This is a genomic window from Pseudomonas sp. (assembly GCF_017744435.1).
In the GTDB taxonomy this organism is placed as follows: Bacteria; Pseudomonadota; Gammaproteobacteria; order Pseudomonadales; family Pseudomonadaceae; genus Aquipseudomonas.
Genome location: NZ_JAGIBG010000041.1, coordinates 21629 through 37897, shown reverse-complemented (window position 1 = coordinate 37897; position 16269 = coordinate 21629). Strand labels below are relative to the sequence as shown.

Here is a 16269-nt window from a genome sequence, read left to right as displayed (position 1 = left end):
ACGTTTTTGCTTAACACACTGGGGTTTCATTAGGAGTTTCACGATGGAAATGCTGAAGTTTGGTAAATTTGCTGCGCTGGCTCTGGCCATGGCCGTAGCTGTAGGTTGCTCCTCGAAAGGCGGTGACAACGCTGGTGAAGGCGCTGTTGATCCGAACGCTGGCTACGGTGCCAACACTGGCGCTGTTGACGGTTCCCTGAGCGAAGAAGCCGCCCTGCGCGCAATCACCACCTTCTACTTCGAATACGACAGCTCGGACCTGAAGCCAGAAGCCATGCGCGCTCTGGACGTTCACGCCAAGGACCTGAAAGCCAACGGCAACCGCGTTGTCCTGGAAGGCAACACCGACGAGCGCGGCACCCGCGAGTACAACATGGCTCTGGGTGAGCGTCGTGCGAAAGCCGTTCAGCGCTACCTGGTTCTGCAGGGCGTTTCCCCTGCTCAGCTGGAACTGGTCTCCTACGGCGAAGAGCGTCCAGTTGCCACCGGCAACGACGAGCAGTCCTGGGCTCAGAACCGTCGCGTAGAACTGCGTAAGTAAGTTCTTATGCGTATGTGCCGTCGTGCTGTAACCGTCCTCGCACTCAGCCTGCCGCTTTCGGCGTGGGCTGCGGTTCCTGTAGTTGATGACAACGGGGGTGCTTACCCACCTTCCGGTTATGGCACGAGCGGCGCCTATGCCGGCGCAGGGGCTTCGACCCCTGCCTCGGCACAGGGCCAGCTGTTCATGCAGCTGCAACAGATGCAGGATCAACTTTCCCGTCAGCAAGGCATCATCGAAGAGCTGCAAAACGATGTGTCGCGCATGAAGCAGGAAAACCTGGAGCGTTACCAGGATCTTGATCGTCGCATCAACAGTGGTGGCGCGCCTGCCGCGACCCCCGACAATTCCTCCACCGGTGGTGCATCCAATGCCGCCGTCGGTGCAGCAGCAGGCGCCGCTGGCGCAGCTGCACAACAGCCGGCCGCCAGCAGCGAGCCCGGTGATCCGGCGAAAGAAAAGCTCTACTACGACGCCGCTTTCGACCTGATCAAGCAAAAGGACTTCGACAAGGCCAGCCAGGCGTTCAACGCCTTCCTGCGCAAGTATCCGAACAGCCAGTACGCCGGCAACGCGCAGTACTGGTTGGGTGAGGTGAACCTGGCCAAGGGCGACCTGCCAGCGGCCAGCCAGGCCTTCGCCCAGGTCAGTCAGAAGTACCCCAAGCACAGCAAGGTGCCAGATTCGCTGTACAAACTGGCTGACGTCGAGCGCCGCATGGGCCACACCGACAAGGTCAAGGGCATCCTGCAGCAGGTCATCACCCAGTACCCCGGCACTTCCGCCGCGCAGCTGGCGCAACGCGACCTGCAGAAGCTCTAAGTTGCACCTTTGCAAGAAACCCGCGCCTGTCGCGGGTTTTTTCGTTAGAATCACTGCCCTTTTTTTATAAACACGCTGTAGCGGATAACGCCATGTCGAGTCCGCGACAGTGCCTGACGGAGGCGGACAGCCTGTTTAGCTGTCACGCCCGTGGCGAGCATGCAAGACACATTACGCATCACCGAAGTCTTTTACTCTTTGCAGGGTGAAACACGAACGGCTGGGCTGCCCACGGTATTCGTGCGCCTGACCGGTTGCCCCCTGCGCTGCCAGTACTGCGACAGTGCCTACGCCTTCACCGGCGGCACCATTCGCACCCTCGATTCGATCCTTGAGCAGGTGGCCGGCTTCAAGCCGCGTTACGTCTGCGTCACCGGCGGCGAGCCGTTGGCCCAGCCGAATGCCTTGCCGCTGCTGCAGCGCCTGTGCGATGCCGGTTACGAGGTCTCGCTGGAAACCAGCGGTGCCCTCGATATCTCCGGCACCGATGTGCGCGTCAGCCGTGTGGTCGACCTCAAGACCCCAGGGTCGGAAGAGTCGCACCGCAACCGCTACGAGAACATCGAACAACTGACCCGCAACGACCAGGTCAAGTTCGTCATCTGCTCCCGCGAGGACTATGACTGGGCGGTGTCCAAGCTGATCCAGTACAACCTGGCCGAACGTGCGGGCGAAGTGCTGTTCTCGCCTAGCCACCACCAGGTGAGCGCTACTGACCTGGCCGACTGGATCGTCGCCGACAACCTGCCCGTGCGCTTCCAGATGCAGCTGCACAAGCTGCTGTGGAACGACGAACCCGGACGTTGATTGAGGAGTAAAAGAGATGACTGAGAAACGCGCGGTAATCCTGCTGTCTGGCGGCCTCGATTCAGCCACGGTCGTGGCCATGGCCAAGGCCGAAGGCTACAGCTGCTACACCATGAGCTTCGACTATGGCCAGCGCCATCGTGCCGAGCTCAATGCCGCTGCCCGCGTCGCCCGTGACCTGGGCGTGGTCGAGCACAAGGTCATTGGCCTCAACCTCGATGGTATCGGCGGCTCGGCCCTGACCGACAGCAGCATCGATGTACCGGAGACCCCGGGCGAGGGTATTCCGGTGACCTATGTGCCGGCCCGCAACACCGTGTTCCTGTCGCTGGCGCTGGGTTGGGCGGAAGTGCTGGAGGCGCGCGACATCTTCATCGGCGTCAATGCCGTGGATTATTCCGGTTACCCGGATTGCCGCCCGGAGTTCGTCGAAGCGTTCGAGCGCATGGCCAACCTGGCCACCAAGGCGGGAGTCGAAGGGCAGGGCTTCCGCATCCAGGCGCCGCTGCAGAACATGAGCAAGGCGCAGATCGTGCAGGCGGGTATTGCCCGTGGCGTGGACTACAGCCTGACAGTTTCCTGCTATCAGGCCAACGATGAAGGCCAGGCGTGTGGCAAGTGCGACAGTTGCCGCCTGCGCGCTGATGGTTTCAAGGCGGCGGGTGTAGCAGACCCGACTCGCTACTTCTGACAAAAGGTTGGCTCAGGTATTGATTTCCCGTTAGAAATCAGTATTATACGCGCCATCCAGCGGGTCGTTAGCTCAGTTGGTAGAGCAGTTGGCTTTTAACCAATTGGTCGTAGGTTCGAATCCTACACGACCCACCATATGCAGTAAGACAAAGCCCGCAACCAGTCATGGTCGCGGGCTTTGTCGTTCATGGCTGGCCGGTGCGGGGCGCAGGGCGCCCCTCCTGGTTACTCAGCCCACTCTGGGTCCCCGGTGAACACCACGGTAATCCAGCGATCCGGCCCTTCGCCGCCTACCGCATCGCCGATCTCATTGCGCCACGCATCCCATTCATCGATGGTCTTCGCCGCCATGGTCTTCGGCACGATGAAGTACAGCTCGATCTCCCGCGAGCGCCCGACCTTGGCCACATAGGCTCTGTACGACTGCAGGCCGTGCCGCGCCACGAATGCGCGCGCCACCTCGTCCACGTGCAACTTCAGGTCGCCCGGTGTCACCAGGAAGATCTCCGACAGTGCCTGGCGCACGACCGACAGCGGTAGCGGAATGATCACCAGGCACACTAATGCCAGTACCGCCGGGTCGATGTACGGCGATACCCACTCCCACTGAGTACCTTGCACTGCGTAGCCGAAGCAGAAGGCGATCAACAGCGCGGCGGTGATGCTGGCCGACATCACCCAGCCTTTGACGTCCATGCGCACGAAGTCCGACTTCAGCTTGCGGTTGGCGCGGTTTTCGACCACGGCGATGGTCGCGCAGGCGACCACGGTCAGCAGCGCATAGACCATCGCGATGCCGAACTCCAGGTGGCGACCGCCTTGCAGCAGGCTGCTGACCGCGTTGATCAGCGCGTAAATGGCGACGCCGCTGAGCAGGATGCCATTGAGTGCCAGGACCATCGGCTCCAGGTGCCAGAAGCCCATGGTGAAGCGCTCGCGCAGCTTGCGCGAGAGTTGCAGGCTGGTGGCGTGGGAGGTGATCAATTTGACTACCACCAGCGAGAGGCCACTCATGCTGGCATCGACCAGCGAGTAGACGCCGTCGAAGACGATCGAGAACGAGCCGGAGGCCAGGCCGAAGCCGATGCCGATGGTGGCGATGAACAGGGTGACGGCGATCGAGGTGCGTAACAGGCCCTGTTCGCTTGTGATGTCGAAGAAAGAAGATCGGGTTGCGGTTTGCATGTGCTTTGCTCGGTCAATAACGATGTTGCTGTGTTGGCTGTGCCGGCCTCTTCGCGGGTAAACCCGCTCCCACAGGGGTAGCGCAATACACAAGGCTTGCGTTATTCCTATGGGAGCGGGCTTGCCCGCGAACAGGCCCTTACAGGCTAGACGCGAAACTGCTCCATCAGCGCCTGTTGCTGGTTGGCCAGACGATTGAGCGCCTGGCTGATGCGTGCCGATTCATCGGCCTGGCCCGACAGCGATTCGGTCACGTCGCGTATCCCGGCCACATTGCGGTTCACTTCCTCGGCCACGGCACTCTGTTCCTCGGCCGCCGAGGCAATCTGCAGGTTCATGTCGCTGATCACCGCCACGGCCTCGCCAATGCGCTCCAGCGCCGGCAGTGCCTGCTCCATGCGCGTGGCGCTGGCCTGGGCCTGGCGCTGTCCTTCATGCATGGCGCCGACCACGTCCTGGGTGCCTTGCTGCAGCCCTTCGATCACCTGGCGAATTTCTTCCACCGACACCTGGGTGCGCTGGGCCAGGCTGCGCACCTCGTCGGCGACCACGGCAAAACCACGCCCGGCCTCGCCTGCGCGTGCGGCTTCGATGGCGGCGTTGAGGGCCAGCAGGTTGGTCTGCTCGGCAATCGCGCGGATCACCTCGAGCACCGAGCCGATCTGCTCGCTGCGCTGCTCCAGTGCACGGGCCTCGTCCATGGCGGTGTCCATGCCGGTGGCCAGCTGGTCGATGGTCTGGCGGGTGCTGGCAATCAGTTGCAAGCCCTCACGGCTGGCCTGATCGGCACCGCGTGCTGCCTGGGCTGCCTGGGCGGCGTTGTGGGCGACATCCTGGGCGGTGGCGCTCATTTCGTTGGCGGCGGTGGCAACCTGTTCGATTTCCCGTTGCTGCTGTTGCATGCCATTGCTGGTCTGGCTGGCGATGGCGGCGGACTGGTCGGCAGTGCCGCGGGCTTCGAGCAGCGAACCTTTGACCTGGGCGATCACCGGCTGCAGCTTGTCGAGGAAGCGGTTGAACCAGCCCGTCAACTGGCCCAGTTCGTCCTGGCGGGCATAGTCCAGGCGGCGGGTCAGGTCGCCTTCGCCGCTGGCGATGTCTTCCAGGCGGGCGGCCACGGCCAGGATCGGCCGGGTAACGCCACGCGCGGTCAGCCAGACCAGCAGCAGGCCAATGATGGCTGCGCCCAGGCCGATCAGCAGGCTGGTCAGGTTGGCGCTCTGGTTATGGCTGTCCAGGCGCTGGTTGAGGGCCAGGGCTGGCGCTTGCAGTACCGCCTCTGGCAGTTCCAGTTGCACCTGCCAGGGGGTGGCGTCAGGGATCGGCGCGAACGGCCGTGTCACGCGCAGCAGGCCCTGATCCACCTCCTTGTCCAGCGGCTGGCCCAGCTTGCTGGCGTCACGGCTGTGCCCGGCAAGCAGGCCGGCAGCGCTGACGATGCTGACCTGGCCCTGGCCGTCGAACAGTTCCTGGCGGCCATCCAGGCTCAGTTGCTGGAGGTTGTCCAGGCCGATGTCCAGGCCGACCACGCCGACCACCTTGCCGTTTTCCAGCAGGGGCAGGGCGATGCTGGTCATCAGTACCTGATGGCCATTGACGTCGTCGAGGTAAGGCTCGAGCACGCAGGCCCTCGCGGTTTCCTGCGGGCAGGTCAACCAGCGGTTCTTGGCCAGGCCATTGGTGCCAGGGCTGTTGTCGTTCAGCATCGATTCGGGCATCGCCTCAAGGTCCAGGGTGCCTGGACGAGGTTGCGACCAATACAGCGAGAAGCGCCCGCTTTCGTTGCTGCCACTGGTCTCCTGGCCGATGAACTGGTTATCCAGGTGGTCGAGCGCATTGGGCTGGAACACCAGGTACAGGCCGATCACGTCCGGGTTGCCGGCCAGGCTGGCGTGGGCCTGGCGGGTCAATTCGGCGCGCAGGTCGCTGCCGCCCTTGGCCTTGAGCACCTGTACCAGGCGGGCGAAGCCGTTGCCGTACTGGTAGGCGTCCATGAAGTAGCGCTGGATGCGTAGCGCCTGGGTTTCGGCGTGGGCCTGCAGGCGCAGGCGCGCGCTGTGTTCGAGCATTTCGGTACTGGCCTGGTTGACCAGCACCGCGCTACGTCGCGACTGGGTCAGTGAGCTGGCGACCAGCAAGGCGACGATGACCAGCAGGCAGAGGCCGGTGAGCAGGGTGATCTTCCACTGGATGGACAGGCGACGCAGCAGCATGAGGACTTTCCTTATCGTTCAACAACAACGCCCGCGTTCAGGCGCGGGCGTTGTCGGTGGCTGGAGTCAATCAGCGACGTAGTTGGGTGGCGAGACCCGGAAGGCCTTGGTCAGCCAGGCCAGATGCAGCAGCCCTGCCATTGCCCAGAGGCCGCCGAAGATCAACGAGTTCTCGTTGAGGTCGAGCCAGAGCTTGGCGATGATGCAGAAGCCGATGGTCGGCAGGACCAGGTACTTCATCTTGTTGGCCAGCCCCTGGCGATTGCCTTCGCGCAGGTAGCAGTGGTTGATCACCGACAGGTTGACGAAGCTGAACGCGACCAGCGCGCCGAAGTTGATGATCGAGGTGGCGGTGACCAGGTCGAAGAAGATTGCCGAAAGGGCGATGACGCCAACCACGGCAATGTTCACGATCGGGGTCTTGTAGCGCGGGTGCAGGCGGGCGAACACGCTGCTCGGGATCACATTGTCACGGCCCATCACGTACAGCAGGCGCGACACGCTGGTCTGCGAAGCCAGGCCCGAGGCGATGGTGTTGATCACCGTGCAGGCAATGAAGATCGATTGGAACAGCTTGCCACCGACATACAGGGCAATTTCAGGCAAAGCCGCTTCCGGGTCCTGGAAGCGTGCATTGGTCGGGAAGTACGCCTGCATGAAATACGACACAGCGATGAACACCACGCCGCCGATCAGGGCAGTGAGGAAGATCGCTCGCGGGATGATCTTGCCCGGGTCCTTGGTTTCTTCGGACAGGCAGGTGACGGCGTCGAAGCCCAGGAACGAGAAGCACAGGATGGTTGCGCCGGCAGCCAGGGCGCTGAGTTGCGTATGCGAGTCGGCGAACGGCAGCAGGCTCCAGGTGGTTCCCAGCCCTTCGCCCTGGTCCAGGCCACGAACGCAGAGGTAGATGAACACAGACATGATCATCAGCTGCACGACCACGAACAGCAGGTTGAAATGCGCGACCAGGTTGATACTGCGCATGTTGATCAGGCTGATCAGGGTGACAAAGCCGGCCACCCACATCCACGCTGGCACTTCAGGGAACATGGCCGAGAGGTAGAGCTTGGCCAGCAGCGCGTTGACCATGGGCAGCAAGAGGTAATCCAGCAGCGAAGACCAGCCGACCAGGAAGCCCACGTGCGGGTTGATGGCGCGTTGGGTGTAGGTGTAGGCGGAGCCGGACTGGGGGAAGCGGCGGACCAGCGTGCCGTAGCTCACCGCAGTGAACAGAACGCCGGCCAGGGCCAGCAGGTAGGCGCTGGGAACGTGGCCGTTGGTCACGCCGGACACGATGCCGAAAGTGTCGAACACGGTCATGGGCGTGAGGTACGCCAGACCGATGATGACCACGTGCCAGAGGCGCAGGGATTTACGGAATTGGCCGTTGCCGGTGGCGTTGTGGTCAGGCTGCATGCTGATGTGGCTCCATGTTGTTCACCTTTTTGTTTGGAGCAGAGATAGGCGCGTGCTAGGCGCCGACGTCAGGCTGGCAGTGCCTTGGCGAGGAGGTTGAAGCGTGCGGGCAGGGGCATCCGAGCATCATGACGGCGCGACTTTTTCTTCTTCGTGGATCGGGCGCTGGGCGAGGTGGTGAAAATAAAAAACGATTGATAGGAAGGCGTCAAGTTAAACATGACAAGATGTTGCGAAATTGAAATATTTATCGGTTAAACGGCCTGAATGTTCGGTTTTTGCGCGTTTTTTTGCGGTTTCGATCGACTTGAATGTTCGTAAAAATTAACGATCTGCTGGATTGTCGGACATTTCCCAAATCCGCCATTTCTGCCCAGGCGTCGTCACCCGCCTGTCACCGCAGTGATATCCTTTGGCACCCTGCCCATATGGACATCGATCGGTTCTATTCATGAAGAAATCAGTAGGCATCCTTTCCGGCCTGGCCATCGCCATCGCCGTCGTGACCACCGCTGGCGCCTGGTACACCGGCAAACAGCTGCCCGGGGAGCTGGACAACGCCGTCAGCCGCAGCAACGAACAGCTCAAGAAGGCCCTGACCAACTACGGCGGCAGCATGACCGTCGAACTGGTCTCGCTCGATCAGCATTTCTTCAGCAGCACTGCGCAGTACCGGCTCAAGGCCAAGGACATCAACCTTGGCCACGGCGAAGTGGTCAGTTTCGACCTCGGCATGACCGATCAGATCGAGCATGGCCCGTTCCCATGGTCGCGGGTCAAGGCACTGAAGCTGGTGCCGGTGTTGGCCGCGAGCAGCAGCAGCCTGCAGAAGGATGACCTCACCGCGCCGTGGTTCGCTGCCGCAGGCGAGCAGTCGCCGATCAGTGCACACACCAGCCTGGGCTTCTCGGGCAACGTCGACAGCAACATCACCGTGGCACCGCTCAAGCGCACCGAGGCCGACGGCAGCAGCCTGGACTTCTCGGGGATGACGCTGGAGGTCAGCGGTGACCAGGAAGGCAAGGCTTCGAAGTTCCATGGCAGCGCGGATCACTTCGTGATGAAGCTGGTCGGCGAAGATCATCCGCCGGCCACCCTCGAGCTCTCGGGGTTGAAGGTGGGTGGCAACCTGGCGGCCAGCAAGCATGACGCCGTGTACGTCGGCAATGTCGACCTGCTGCTGGCCGAGGCCAAGGCGACCTTGGGTGACAAGCAGCAGGTGCTGGTGCTCAAGGGCCTTGAGCAGAACCTCCTGCAAACCCTGGATGGCCCGGACACCGTGGGTGGCCGCGTGGATTACCGGGTAGCGGACATCACCTGGGATGGCCGCGCGGTCGGTAACGCGCAGATGGCTGTGACCCTCAAGTCGCTCAATGCCCCGGCGTTGCAGTCGCTGTCGAAGTGGTATCAGGCCCACCTGCCGGAGTTCGAAGCAGCCCAGGCTGCCGGCCAACCGGTGCCGGAAATCCAGATGGATGAGGCGGAAAAGGCCAGGTTCCACGGCGACCTGCAACAGTTGCTGGCCTCCAAGCCCAAGCTGGCCATCGAGAACCTGGCATTCCGCACCGCCAATGGCGAGAGCCGTTTCGACCTGTCGATGGATTTCTCCAACCCGGCCTCGTTCGACCTGCCGCCTGACCAGTTGAGCAAGCAACTGATCACCGAGGTGAAGAGCAAGCTGTCGTTGTCCAAGCCGATGATCGGCGACCTGGCGACCTTGCAGGCGCTGCTTGAAGGGCAGACCGATGCCCAGGCGATTGCTTCGCAGTCGAGCCAGGCTGGGGAGATGGTCGGCATGATGGCGGTGCAGAGCGGCATGGCCACCGTGCAGGGCAACGACGTAGTGTCGAGCCTTCATTACGCCGACGGCATGGTCGACTTCAACGGCAAGAAGATGACTGTTGAAGCGTTCGCCATGCTGCTGGCGGCGCACTTTGCCGCGATGCAGCCGCAGGGTTGATGGGTTGACCTGAGCCGGCCTCTTCGCGGCTTCAGTCGCGAAGAGGCCGGCCTAGGCACCACAAAAACCACTTTAGAATTCCCCTGATTGTCTGTAGCCTTCGGCGTCCGATAATAATCCGCGCCCGCAGAGGGCCGTGGCGGCACGCCTGCCGTCCGGCACCCCTAGCCGATCTGCCAGGGCCGGGTGATACACTCGATTTGACGCGCACGCGCGCCTGCAGGTCCAGCGATCATGACCCAGATTTCCGAACGCCTGTTGGTTCAGGCCCACCTTGACGCCAAGCAGCCCAACCCGCTGACCGCCGAGCAGGAGGCCGAATACCGTGCGGCCATTGCTGCTGAGCTGAAAGCGCAGAATGCCGTGCTGGTAGCCCACTATTACTGCGACCCGGTCATCCAGGCGCTGGCCGAAGAAACCGGCGGCTGCGTGTCCGACTCGCTGGAAATGGCCCGTTTCGGCAAGAATCACCCGGCCGAGACGGTGATCGTCGCCGGTGTGCGCTTCATGGGCGAAACCGCCAAGATCCTCACCCCGGAAAAGCGCGTGCTGATGCCGACCCTGGAGGCTACCTGCTCGCTTGACCTGGGTTGCCCGGTCGAAGAGTTCTCGGCCTTCTGCGACCAGCATCCTGAGCGCACCGTGGTGGTTTATGCCAACACCTCCGCTGCGGTGAAGGCACGGGCCGACTGGGTGGTGACGTCGAGCTGTGCGCTGGAAATCGTCGAAAGCCTGATGGACAACGGCGAGACCATCATCTGGGGCCCGGACCAGCACCTGGGCCGCTACATCCAGAAGCAGACCGGTGCCGACATGCTGCTGTGGGACGGTGCCTGTATCGTTCACGAAGAGTTCAAGTCGCGCCAGTTGGCCGACATGAAGGCGCTGTATCCGGATGCCGCCATCCTGGTACACCCGGAGTCGCCGGAAGCGGTGATCGAGCTGGCCGACGCGGTGGGCTCCACCAGCCAACTGATCAAGGCGGCGCAGACCCTGCCGAACAAGACCTTCATCGTCGCCACTGACCGCGGCATCTTCTACAAGATGCAGCAGCTGTGCCCGGACAAGGAATTCGTCGAAGCGCCGACCGCCGGTAACGGCGCGGCGTGCCGCAGCTGCGCGCACTGCCCGTGGATGGCGATGAATACCCTGGAGCGGGTGCTGCATTGCTTGCGCAACGGCGGGGACGAGATTTTCGTTGATCCGGCGCTGGTGCCGAAGGCGATCAAGCCGCTGAACCGCATGCTGGACTTTACCCAGGCGGCTCGCCTGAAGCTCTCCGGTAACGCCTGAGATTGCTGGGGCCGCTCTGCGGCCCTTTCGCGGGACAAGCCCGCTCCCACAGGTACTGCATAGGCCGAGGGGCTGATGGAATATCTGTGGGAGCGGGCTTGCCCCGCGAATGGGCCTGAACAGGTAACGCTTAGCGGCCCATCATTTCCTGAACCATGCGCTTCTGTTCCATGATCTCGCGCTGGCGCTGGTCGATCTGCGAGGCCAGCGGGAAGTTGCTGCCTGCCCGACGCTTGGCGTAATCCAGCTGCTGTACCGCCTGGTCGAAATCCCCCACCAACGTGAAGTATTCGGCACGCGCGCGATGCAAGCCGATGGTGTTGCCCGACAGTCCGCGCACTTCAGCCATGTCGTACCAGACGTCCGGGTCATCCGGCCGGCTCTTGAGCAGGTCGTCCAGCACCTTCTCTGCCTCAGCCGGCTTGTTCTGCTTGACCAGCAGGTCGGCACGCACCTGTTTCAGCGGATAGTTACCCGGGTACAGCCCCTGCATGCGCTCCGCACGTTGCTGTGCGTCGGCCAGGCGGTTGTTGGTGATGTCCAGGTCGATCTGCGCCAGGTTGTAGGTGATGTCGTTGGGGGCCTTGGCCAGCAGCGGCTTGAGGCTTTCCCGCGCATCGTTCAACTGGCCACCCTTGATCTGCGCCAGGGCCAGGCCATAGCGCGCAGCGTCCAGTTTCGGGTCTTCGTCGAGCTGGGCGCGGAAGCGCTTGGCTGCCAGGCCTGGGGTGCCCTCGTACGTGAGTGCCACACGGGCGCGGATCAGTTGGTAGCGCTGGCTGTCCTCGATGCCGCCCTTGGGCGCCTGTTCGGCGCGGTTGCGGGTGTCGGCGATACGCGATTCGGTTACCGGGTGAGTCAACAGGAACTCTGGCGGCTTGGCGTCATAGCGGTACTGGCGCGCCAGGCGTTCGAACATGGTCGGCATGTTGCGCGGATCGTAGCCGGCCCTTTCCAGGTTCTGGATGCCGACGCGGTCGGCTTCCTGCTCGTTTTGCCGCGAGAAGCGCCGTTGCTCCTGGATCGCCGCCGCCTGGGTGCCGGCGATCATGCCGATGCCGGCATCGCCAGCACCCCCTGCCGCCAGCACGATGCCGGCCAGCAGTGCCGCCATCATCGGCAGCTGCATGCGCTGCTGGGCCTCGACGCCGCGGGCGAAGTGGCGTTGCGACAAGTGCGCCAGTTCGTGCGCCAGTACCGAGGCGTACTCGCCTTCGGTCTGGGCGTTGAGGAACAGGCCACCGTTGACCCCGACGATGCCGCCAGGTGCGGCAAAGGCGTTGAGCTCGCGGCTGTCGATGAGGATGAATTCCAGGCGCCGGTCCTGCAGCTGGCTGGTTTCGGCCAGCCGGTACACGGTGGTTTCGACGTAATCCTTGAGCTGTGGGTCATTGAGCTGGTTGACCTGGCCGCGCAGCAGGCTCAGCCAGGCGCGGCCGAGGTCGTGCTCCTGTTTCGGCGAGACGATTGCGGAGCTGGCGTCGCCCAGTGACGGCAGGTCGTCGGCATGGCCGGGAAGGGCCATCAGGCAGGCCAGCGCCAGCAGGGTGGGGCGCAGTAGATTCATGCAGAAGCTCGCGTCGATCAAAAAGCCTTACTGTAGCCGGGTCGCGCGGAGCCGACCAGTGGCGGTATGCTACCGAGCTTTACCCAAGACTATCCGCCCCGCCCTGGAGACGCGCCCGATGAGTGACACCCTGACCTGCGACGCTGAACTCGACGCCAGCGGGTTGAACTGCCCGCTGCCGCTGCTCAAGGCGAAGATGGAACTCAACCGCCTGGCCAGCGGGGCGATACTGAAAGTCATCGCCACCGATGCAGGTTCGCAGCGCGACTTCCGCACTTTCGCCCAGCTTGCCGGTCATACCCTGCTGCAGGAAACGGCCGAGGCCGGTATCTACACCTACTGGCTACGCAAGGCCTGAGTTAACCCAAGGATCGTCAATGTTCAAAGTGCTTCGCGACTGGATAGAGCGCTACTTCTCCGATGAGGAAGCGGTGGTGTTGGCGGTCCTGCTGTTCCTCGCCTTTACCGCGGTACTCACCCTCGGAGGCATGCTCGCGCCGGTGCTGGCGGGCATGGTCCTGGCGTTCCTGATGCAGGGCCTGGTCAATGCCCTGGAGCGCCTGCGCGTGCCGACCCGTGTTGCGGTGACGCTGGTGTTCGCCCTGTTCATGGGGGCGCTGGCAGTGTTCCTGCTGGTGCTGGTGCCGCTGCTCTGGCACCAGCTGATTACCCTGTTCAACGAGCTGCCGGGGATGCTCGGCAAGTGGCAGTCGCTGCTCCTGCTGCTGCCTGAGCGTTATCCGCACCTGGTGTCGGACGAGCAGGTGTTGCATGCGATCGAGTCGGTGCGAGGCGAGATCGGCAAGTTCGGCCAATGGGCGCTGACCTTCTCACTGTCGAGTTTGCCGCTGCTGGTCAATGCCATGATCTACCTGGTGCTGGTGCCGATCCTGGTGTTCTTCTTCCTCAAGGACCGGGTACTGATCGGGCGCTGGGTCAGCAGTTACCTGCCGCGTCAGCGCACCTTGCTGAACCGGGTGGGTAGCGAGATGAACCGGCAGATCGCCAACTACATTCGCGGCAAGGGCATCGAAATCCTGATCTGCGGGATTGCTACTTACATCGCCTTCATCAGCCTGGGGCTCAATTACGCCGCGCTGCTGGCGCTGCTGGTAGGGTTGTCGGTGGTGGTGCCCTATGTGGGCGCTGTGGTGGTGACCGTGCCGGTAACGCTGATTGCGCTGTTCCAGTGGGGCTGGGGCGACCAGTTCATCTACCTGATGACGGTCTACGCGATCATCCAGGGGCTGGATGGCAACGTGCTGGTGCCGTTGCTGTTCTCCGAGGCAGTGAGCCTGCACCCGGTGGCGATCATCTGTGCGGTGTTGCTGTTTGGCGGGCTTTGGGGATTCTGGGGGATCTTCTTCGCGATCCCGCTGGCGACCTTGATCAAGGCCGTGCTGGATGCCTGGCCGCGGCAGGAGCCGAGCGTCTCACCGATGTTGTGAATGTAATTGGGGCCGCTTTGCGGCCCTTCGCGGGCACGCCCGCTCCCACAGGAATCGTGCAGGTCCTTGTGGGAGCGGGCGTGCCCGCGAAGGGCTGCAAAGCAGCCCCAATCAAATTCAGCCTTTATTCAAGGCCTGGGCCGCTGCCAGTACGGCATCCACATGCCCAGGCACCTTCACCCCACGCCATTCCTGGCGCAGCACACCGTCCTTGTCGATCAGGAAGGTGCTGCGGTCGACGCCCATGTATTCCTTGCCATACAGCTTCTTCAGCTTGATCACGTCGAACAGCTGGCACAGGGCCTCGTCCTTGTCGCTGATCAGCTCGAACGGGAAGCCTTGCTTGGCCTTGAAGTTCTCGTGCGACTTGATGCCGTCGCGCGACACGCCAAACACCACGGTGTTGGCGGCGGCAAAGGCATCATGCTGGTCGCGGAAACCCTGACCTTCGGTGGTGCAGCCCGGGGTGCTGTCCTTCGGGTAGAAGTACACCACCACCTGCTGGCCCTTGAGCTCGGCCAGGCTGACGGTCTGGCCGCTGGTGGCCTGGGCCTGGAAATCGGCGACGGGTTGGTCGAGTGCTACTGCCATGGTCGGTTTCCTTACATGGGGTTCTGTGGACGCCACGGCTCGATCAGGGCATCGAGGTTCAGGGCATCGGCGAAGTCCAGGAACTGGTCGCGCAGCCAGCTGATCTGCGTGCCGGCCGGCAGGATCACGGTGAACTGGGCGTTGAGCATGCTGCTGCCGGTCTGCGGCGCCAGGTAGGTGTCGCAGGTCATGGCTTCTAGCTCGACGCGGTGGTCGAGGAAGAACTGGCACAGTTCGTTGATGATGTCCGGGCGATAGGCGGCGCTGACGTATGCCACGTAGGGCAGGGCCTGCGGGCGCACTTCCTGGTCGGCGCTGCGCACCACGTCGAGGGTCAGGCCGTGTTTCTTGCCCAGGCCCGGCAGCATGGCTTCGAGGCGCGCCAGGGCATCCCAGCTGCCGCCTACCTGCAGCACCAGGGCGCTGGTCTCGCCGTGGCGGCTCAGGCGCGAGGTGACCACCGCGCAGCGGTTTTCGAAGGCGGCGCGGCTGAGGACGTTGGCCAGCTCCATGGGGTTGGGGCCCAGGGCGCTGATGACAAGGAATTGTTCGCGGACGGTGGGGGTGGACATGCAGCATTCCTAAAGCGATGAGCGGTCGGTGCAGGACGGGCGAAAGCCTCCTGTCGGCAGGGCCCGGGGCTCGCATGCGAGGACGTGGACGCTGGCCGGGGAGCAGGGTCGACGGCCCGGCGGGCCGCGCTGCACCGATCAAAGGATCAAGGGTAGCGAAATAAGGCGCCGAGGGGAATGCTCCGCCCGCCTGCTTCGCTTGTGCAAGGCCGATGCCCCCAGTACCATTACCGCTCTCTTTTTCCGGCAGGAGCAGTTACATGATTGCGGGCAGTATGGTGGCGTTGGTCACACCCATGGATGCACAAGGGCGTCTGGACTGGGACAGCCTCGACAAACTTGTAGACTTCCACCTGGAAAACGGCACCCACGCGATCGTCGCTGTCGGCACCACCGGTGAGTCGGCCACGCTGGATGTCGAAGAACACATCCTGGTCATCAAGCATGTGGTCGAGCGCGTCAAGCACAGCAAGAAGCCGATCCCGGTCATCGCCGGCACCGGTGCCAACTCCACCGCCGAAGCCGTGCACCTGACCCAGAACGCCAAGAATGCCGGCGCCGATGCCTGCCTGCTGGTGGTGCCGTACTACAACAAGCCGACCCAGGAAGGCCTGTACCAGCACTTCAAGCACATCGCCGAAGCCGTCGACATTCCGCAGATCCTCTACAACGTGCCGGGCCGTACGTCCTGCGACATGCAGGCCGAGACCGTGATCCGCCTGTCGACCGTGCCGAACATCATCGGCATCAAGGAAGCCACTGGCGACCTGGTCCGTGCCAAGGCGATCCTCGATGGCGTCAGCAAGGACTTCATCGTCATGTCCGGCGACGACCCGACTGCCGTCGAGCTGATCCTGATGGGCGGCAAGGGCAACATCTCCGTCACCGCCAACGTCGCCCCGCGCGAAATGGCCGACCTGTGCGAGGCCGCCCTTGAGGGCAATGCCGAGAAGGCCCGCGCAATCAACGAAAAACTGATGCCGCTGCACAAAGACCTGTTCTGCGAAGCCAACCCGATCCCCGTGAAGTGGGCGCTGGTGGAAATGGGCCTGATGCACAAAGGCATTCGCCTGCCACTGACCTGGCTGAGCGAAGGTTGCCACGAAAAAGTCCGTACTGCCTTGCGCCAGTCCGGCGTACTGGTTTAAGAGGAAGTAC

At 62.9% G+C, this 16269-nt stretch carries 15 protein-coding genes and 1 tRNA gene; 10 read left to right on the top strand and 6 right to left on the bottom strand.

Annotation, left to right across the window (positions count from 1 at the left end):
• The first annotated feature begins 43 nt into the window (after positions 1–43).
• The 5 genes from pal to J7573_RS22885 all read left to right on the top strand — a co-directional run bounded on the left by pal (position 44) and on the right by J7573_RS22885 (position 2998).
• Entirely contained in the window at positions 44–541 is a 498-nt protein-coding gene (gene pal, locus J7573_RS22905) for a peptidoglycan-associated lipoprotein Pal (RefSeq protein ID WP_023381906.1), read from the top strand.
• A gap of 6 nt (positions 542–547) precedes the next feature.
• Positions 548–1363, top strand: coding sequence for a tol-pal system protein YbgF (gene ybgF, locus J7573_RS22900; RefSeq protein ID WP_294340604.1), 816 nt, complete (start codon positions 548–550; stop codon positions 1361–1363).
• A gap of 159 nt (positions 1364–1522) precedes the next feature.
• Entirely contained in the window at positions 1523–2170 is a 648-nt protein-coding gene (queE, locus tag J7573_RS22895) for a 7-carboxy-7-deazaguanine synthase QueE (protein ID WP_079229347.1), read from the top strand.
• A gap of 16 nt (positions 2171–2186) precedes the next feature.
• On the top strand, positions 2187–2861 hold the full coding sequence (queC, locus tag J7573_RS22890; protein ID WP_079229346.1) for a 7-cyano-7-deazaguanine synthase QueC: 675 nt from the start codon (positions 2187–2189) through the stop codon (positions 2859–2861).
• Positions 2862–2922: 61 nt separating this feature from the next.
• Positions 2923–2998: transfer RNA gene (locus J7573_RS22885), tRNA-Lys, on the top strand.
• A 90-nt stretch (positions 2999–3088) separates the two neighbouring features.
• Here J7573_RS22885 and J7573_RS22880 read toward each other — a convergent pair.
• From J7573_RS22880 to J7573_RS22870, 3 genes are all read right to left on the bottom strand, one after another.
• The gene (locus J7573_RS22880) at positions 3089–4048 is read right to left on the bottom strand and encodes a cation transporter (protein ID WP_294340599.1); all 960 of its coding nucleotides are present in this window, start codon (positions 4046–4048) and stop codon (positions 3089–3091) included.
• A gap of 146 nt (positions 4049–4194) precedes the next feature.
• A complete protein-coding gene (locus tag J7573_RS22875) occupies positions 4195–6261 on the bottom strand; it encodes a methyl-accepting chemotaxis protein (RefSeq protein WP_294340597.1) in 2067 nt (688 codons plus the stop codon).
• Positions 6262–6327: 66 nt separating this feature from the next.
• Entirely contained in the window at positions 6328–7680 is a 1353-nt protein-coding gene (locus J7573_RS22870; RefSeq protein WP_294340595.1) for an APC family permease, read from the bottom strand.
• 451 nt (positions 7681–8131) lie between these two features.
• Between J7573_RS22870 and J7573_RS22865 the strand changes: the two genes are divergently transcribed.
• Positions 8132–9640, top strand: a complete 1509-nt coding sequence (locus J7573_RS22865; protein WP_294340594.1) for a YdgA family protein — start codon at positions 8132–8134, stop codon at positions 9638–9640.
• A gap of 234 nt (positions 9641–9874) precedes the next feature.
• A complete protein-coding gene (gene nadA, locus J7573_RS22860; protein WP_016711984.1) occupies positions 9875–10933 on the top strand; it encodes a quinolinate synthase NadA in 1059 nt (352 codons plus the stop codon).
• A 130-nt stretch (positions 10934–11063) separates the two neighbouring features.
• On the opposite strand, the gene J7573_RS22855 is transcribed toward nadA, so the two are convergent.
• Positions 11064–12500 carry a M48 family metalloprotease gene (locus J7573_RS22855; RefSeq protein ID WP_294340589.1) on the bottom strand — a complete coding sequence of 479 codons (1437 nt, stop codon included), beginning with the start codon at positions 12498–12500 and terminating at the stop codon, positions 11064–11066.
• 118 nt (positions 12501–12618) lie between these two features.
• Here J7573_RS22855 and J7573_RS22850 point away from each other — a divergent pair, with 118 nt between their 5' ends.
• Positions 12619–12858: a sulfurtransferase TusA family protein gene (locus tag J7573_RS22850; protein ID WP_294340588.1), complete on the top strand. Its 240-nt coding sequence runs from the start codon at positions 12619–12621 to the stop codon at positions 12856–12858.
• A 19-nt stretch (positions 12859–12877) separates the two neighbouring features.
• Positions 12878–13948 (top strand): AI-2E family transporter, encoded by a 1071-nt coding sequence (locus tag J7573_RS22845; RefSeq protein ID WP_294340587.1) that lies wholly within the window; start codon positions 12878–12880, stop codon positions 13946–13948.
• 117 nt (positions 13949–14065) lie between these two features.
• On the opposite strand, the gene J7573_RS22840 is transcribed toward J7573_RS22845, so the two are convergent.
• Positions 14066–14539 (bottom strand): peroxiredoxin, encoded by a 474-nt coding sequence (locus tag J7573_RS22840; RefSeq protein ID WP_110637178.1) that lies wholly within the window; start codon positions 14537–14539, stop codon positions 14066–14068.
• 11 nt (positions 14540–14550) lie between these two features.
• Positions 14551–15111, bottom strand: coding sequence for a glycine cleavage system protein R (locus tag J7573_RS22835; RefSeq protein WP_013973793.1), 561 nt, complete (start codon positions 15109–15111; stop codon positions 14551–14553).
• Between the two features lie 260 nt (positions 15112–15371).
• Between J7573_RS22835 and dapA the strand changes: the two genes are divergently transcribed.
• Positions 15372–16259: a 4-hydroxy-tetrahydrodipicolinate synthase gene (dapA, locus tag J7573_RS22830; protein ID WP_294340581.1), complete on the top strand. Its 888-nt coding sequence runs from the start codon at positions 15372–15374 to the stop codon at positions 16257–16259.
• Positions 16260–16269: the final 10 nt, after the last annotated feature.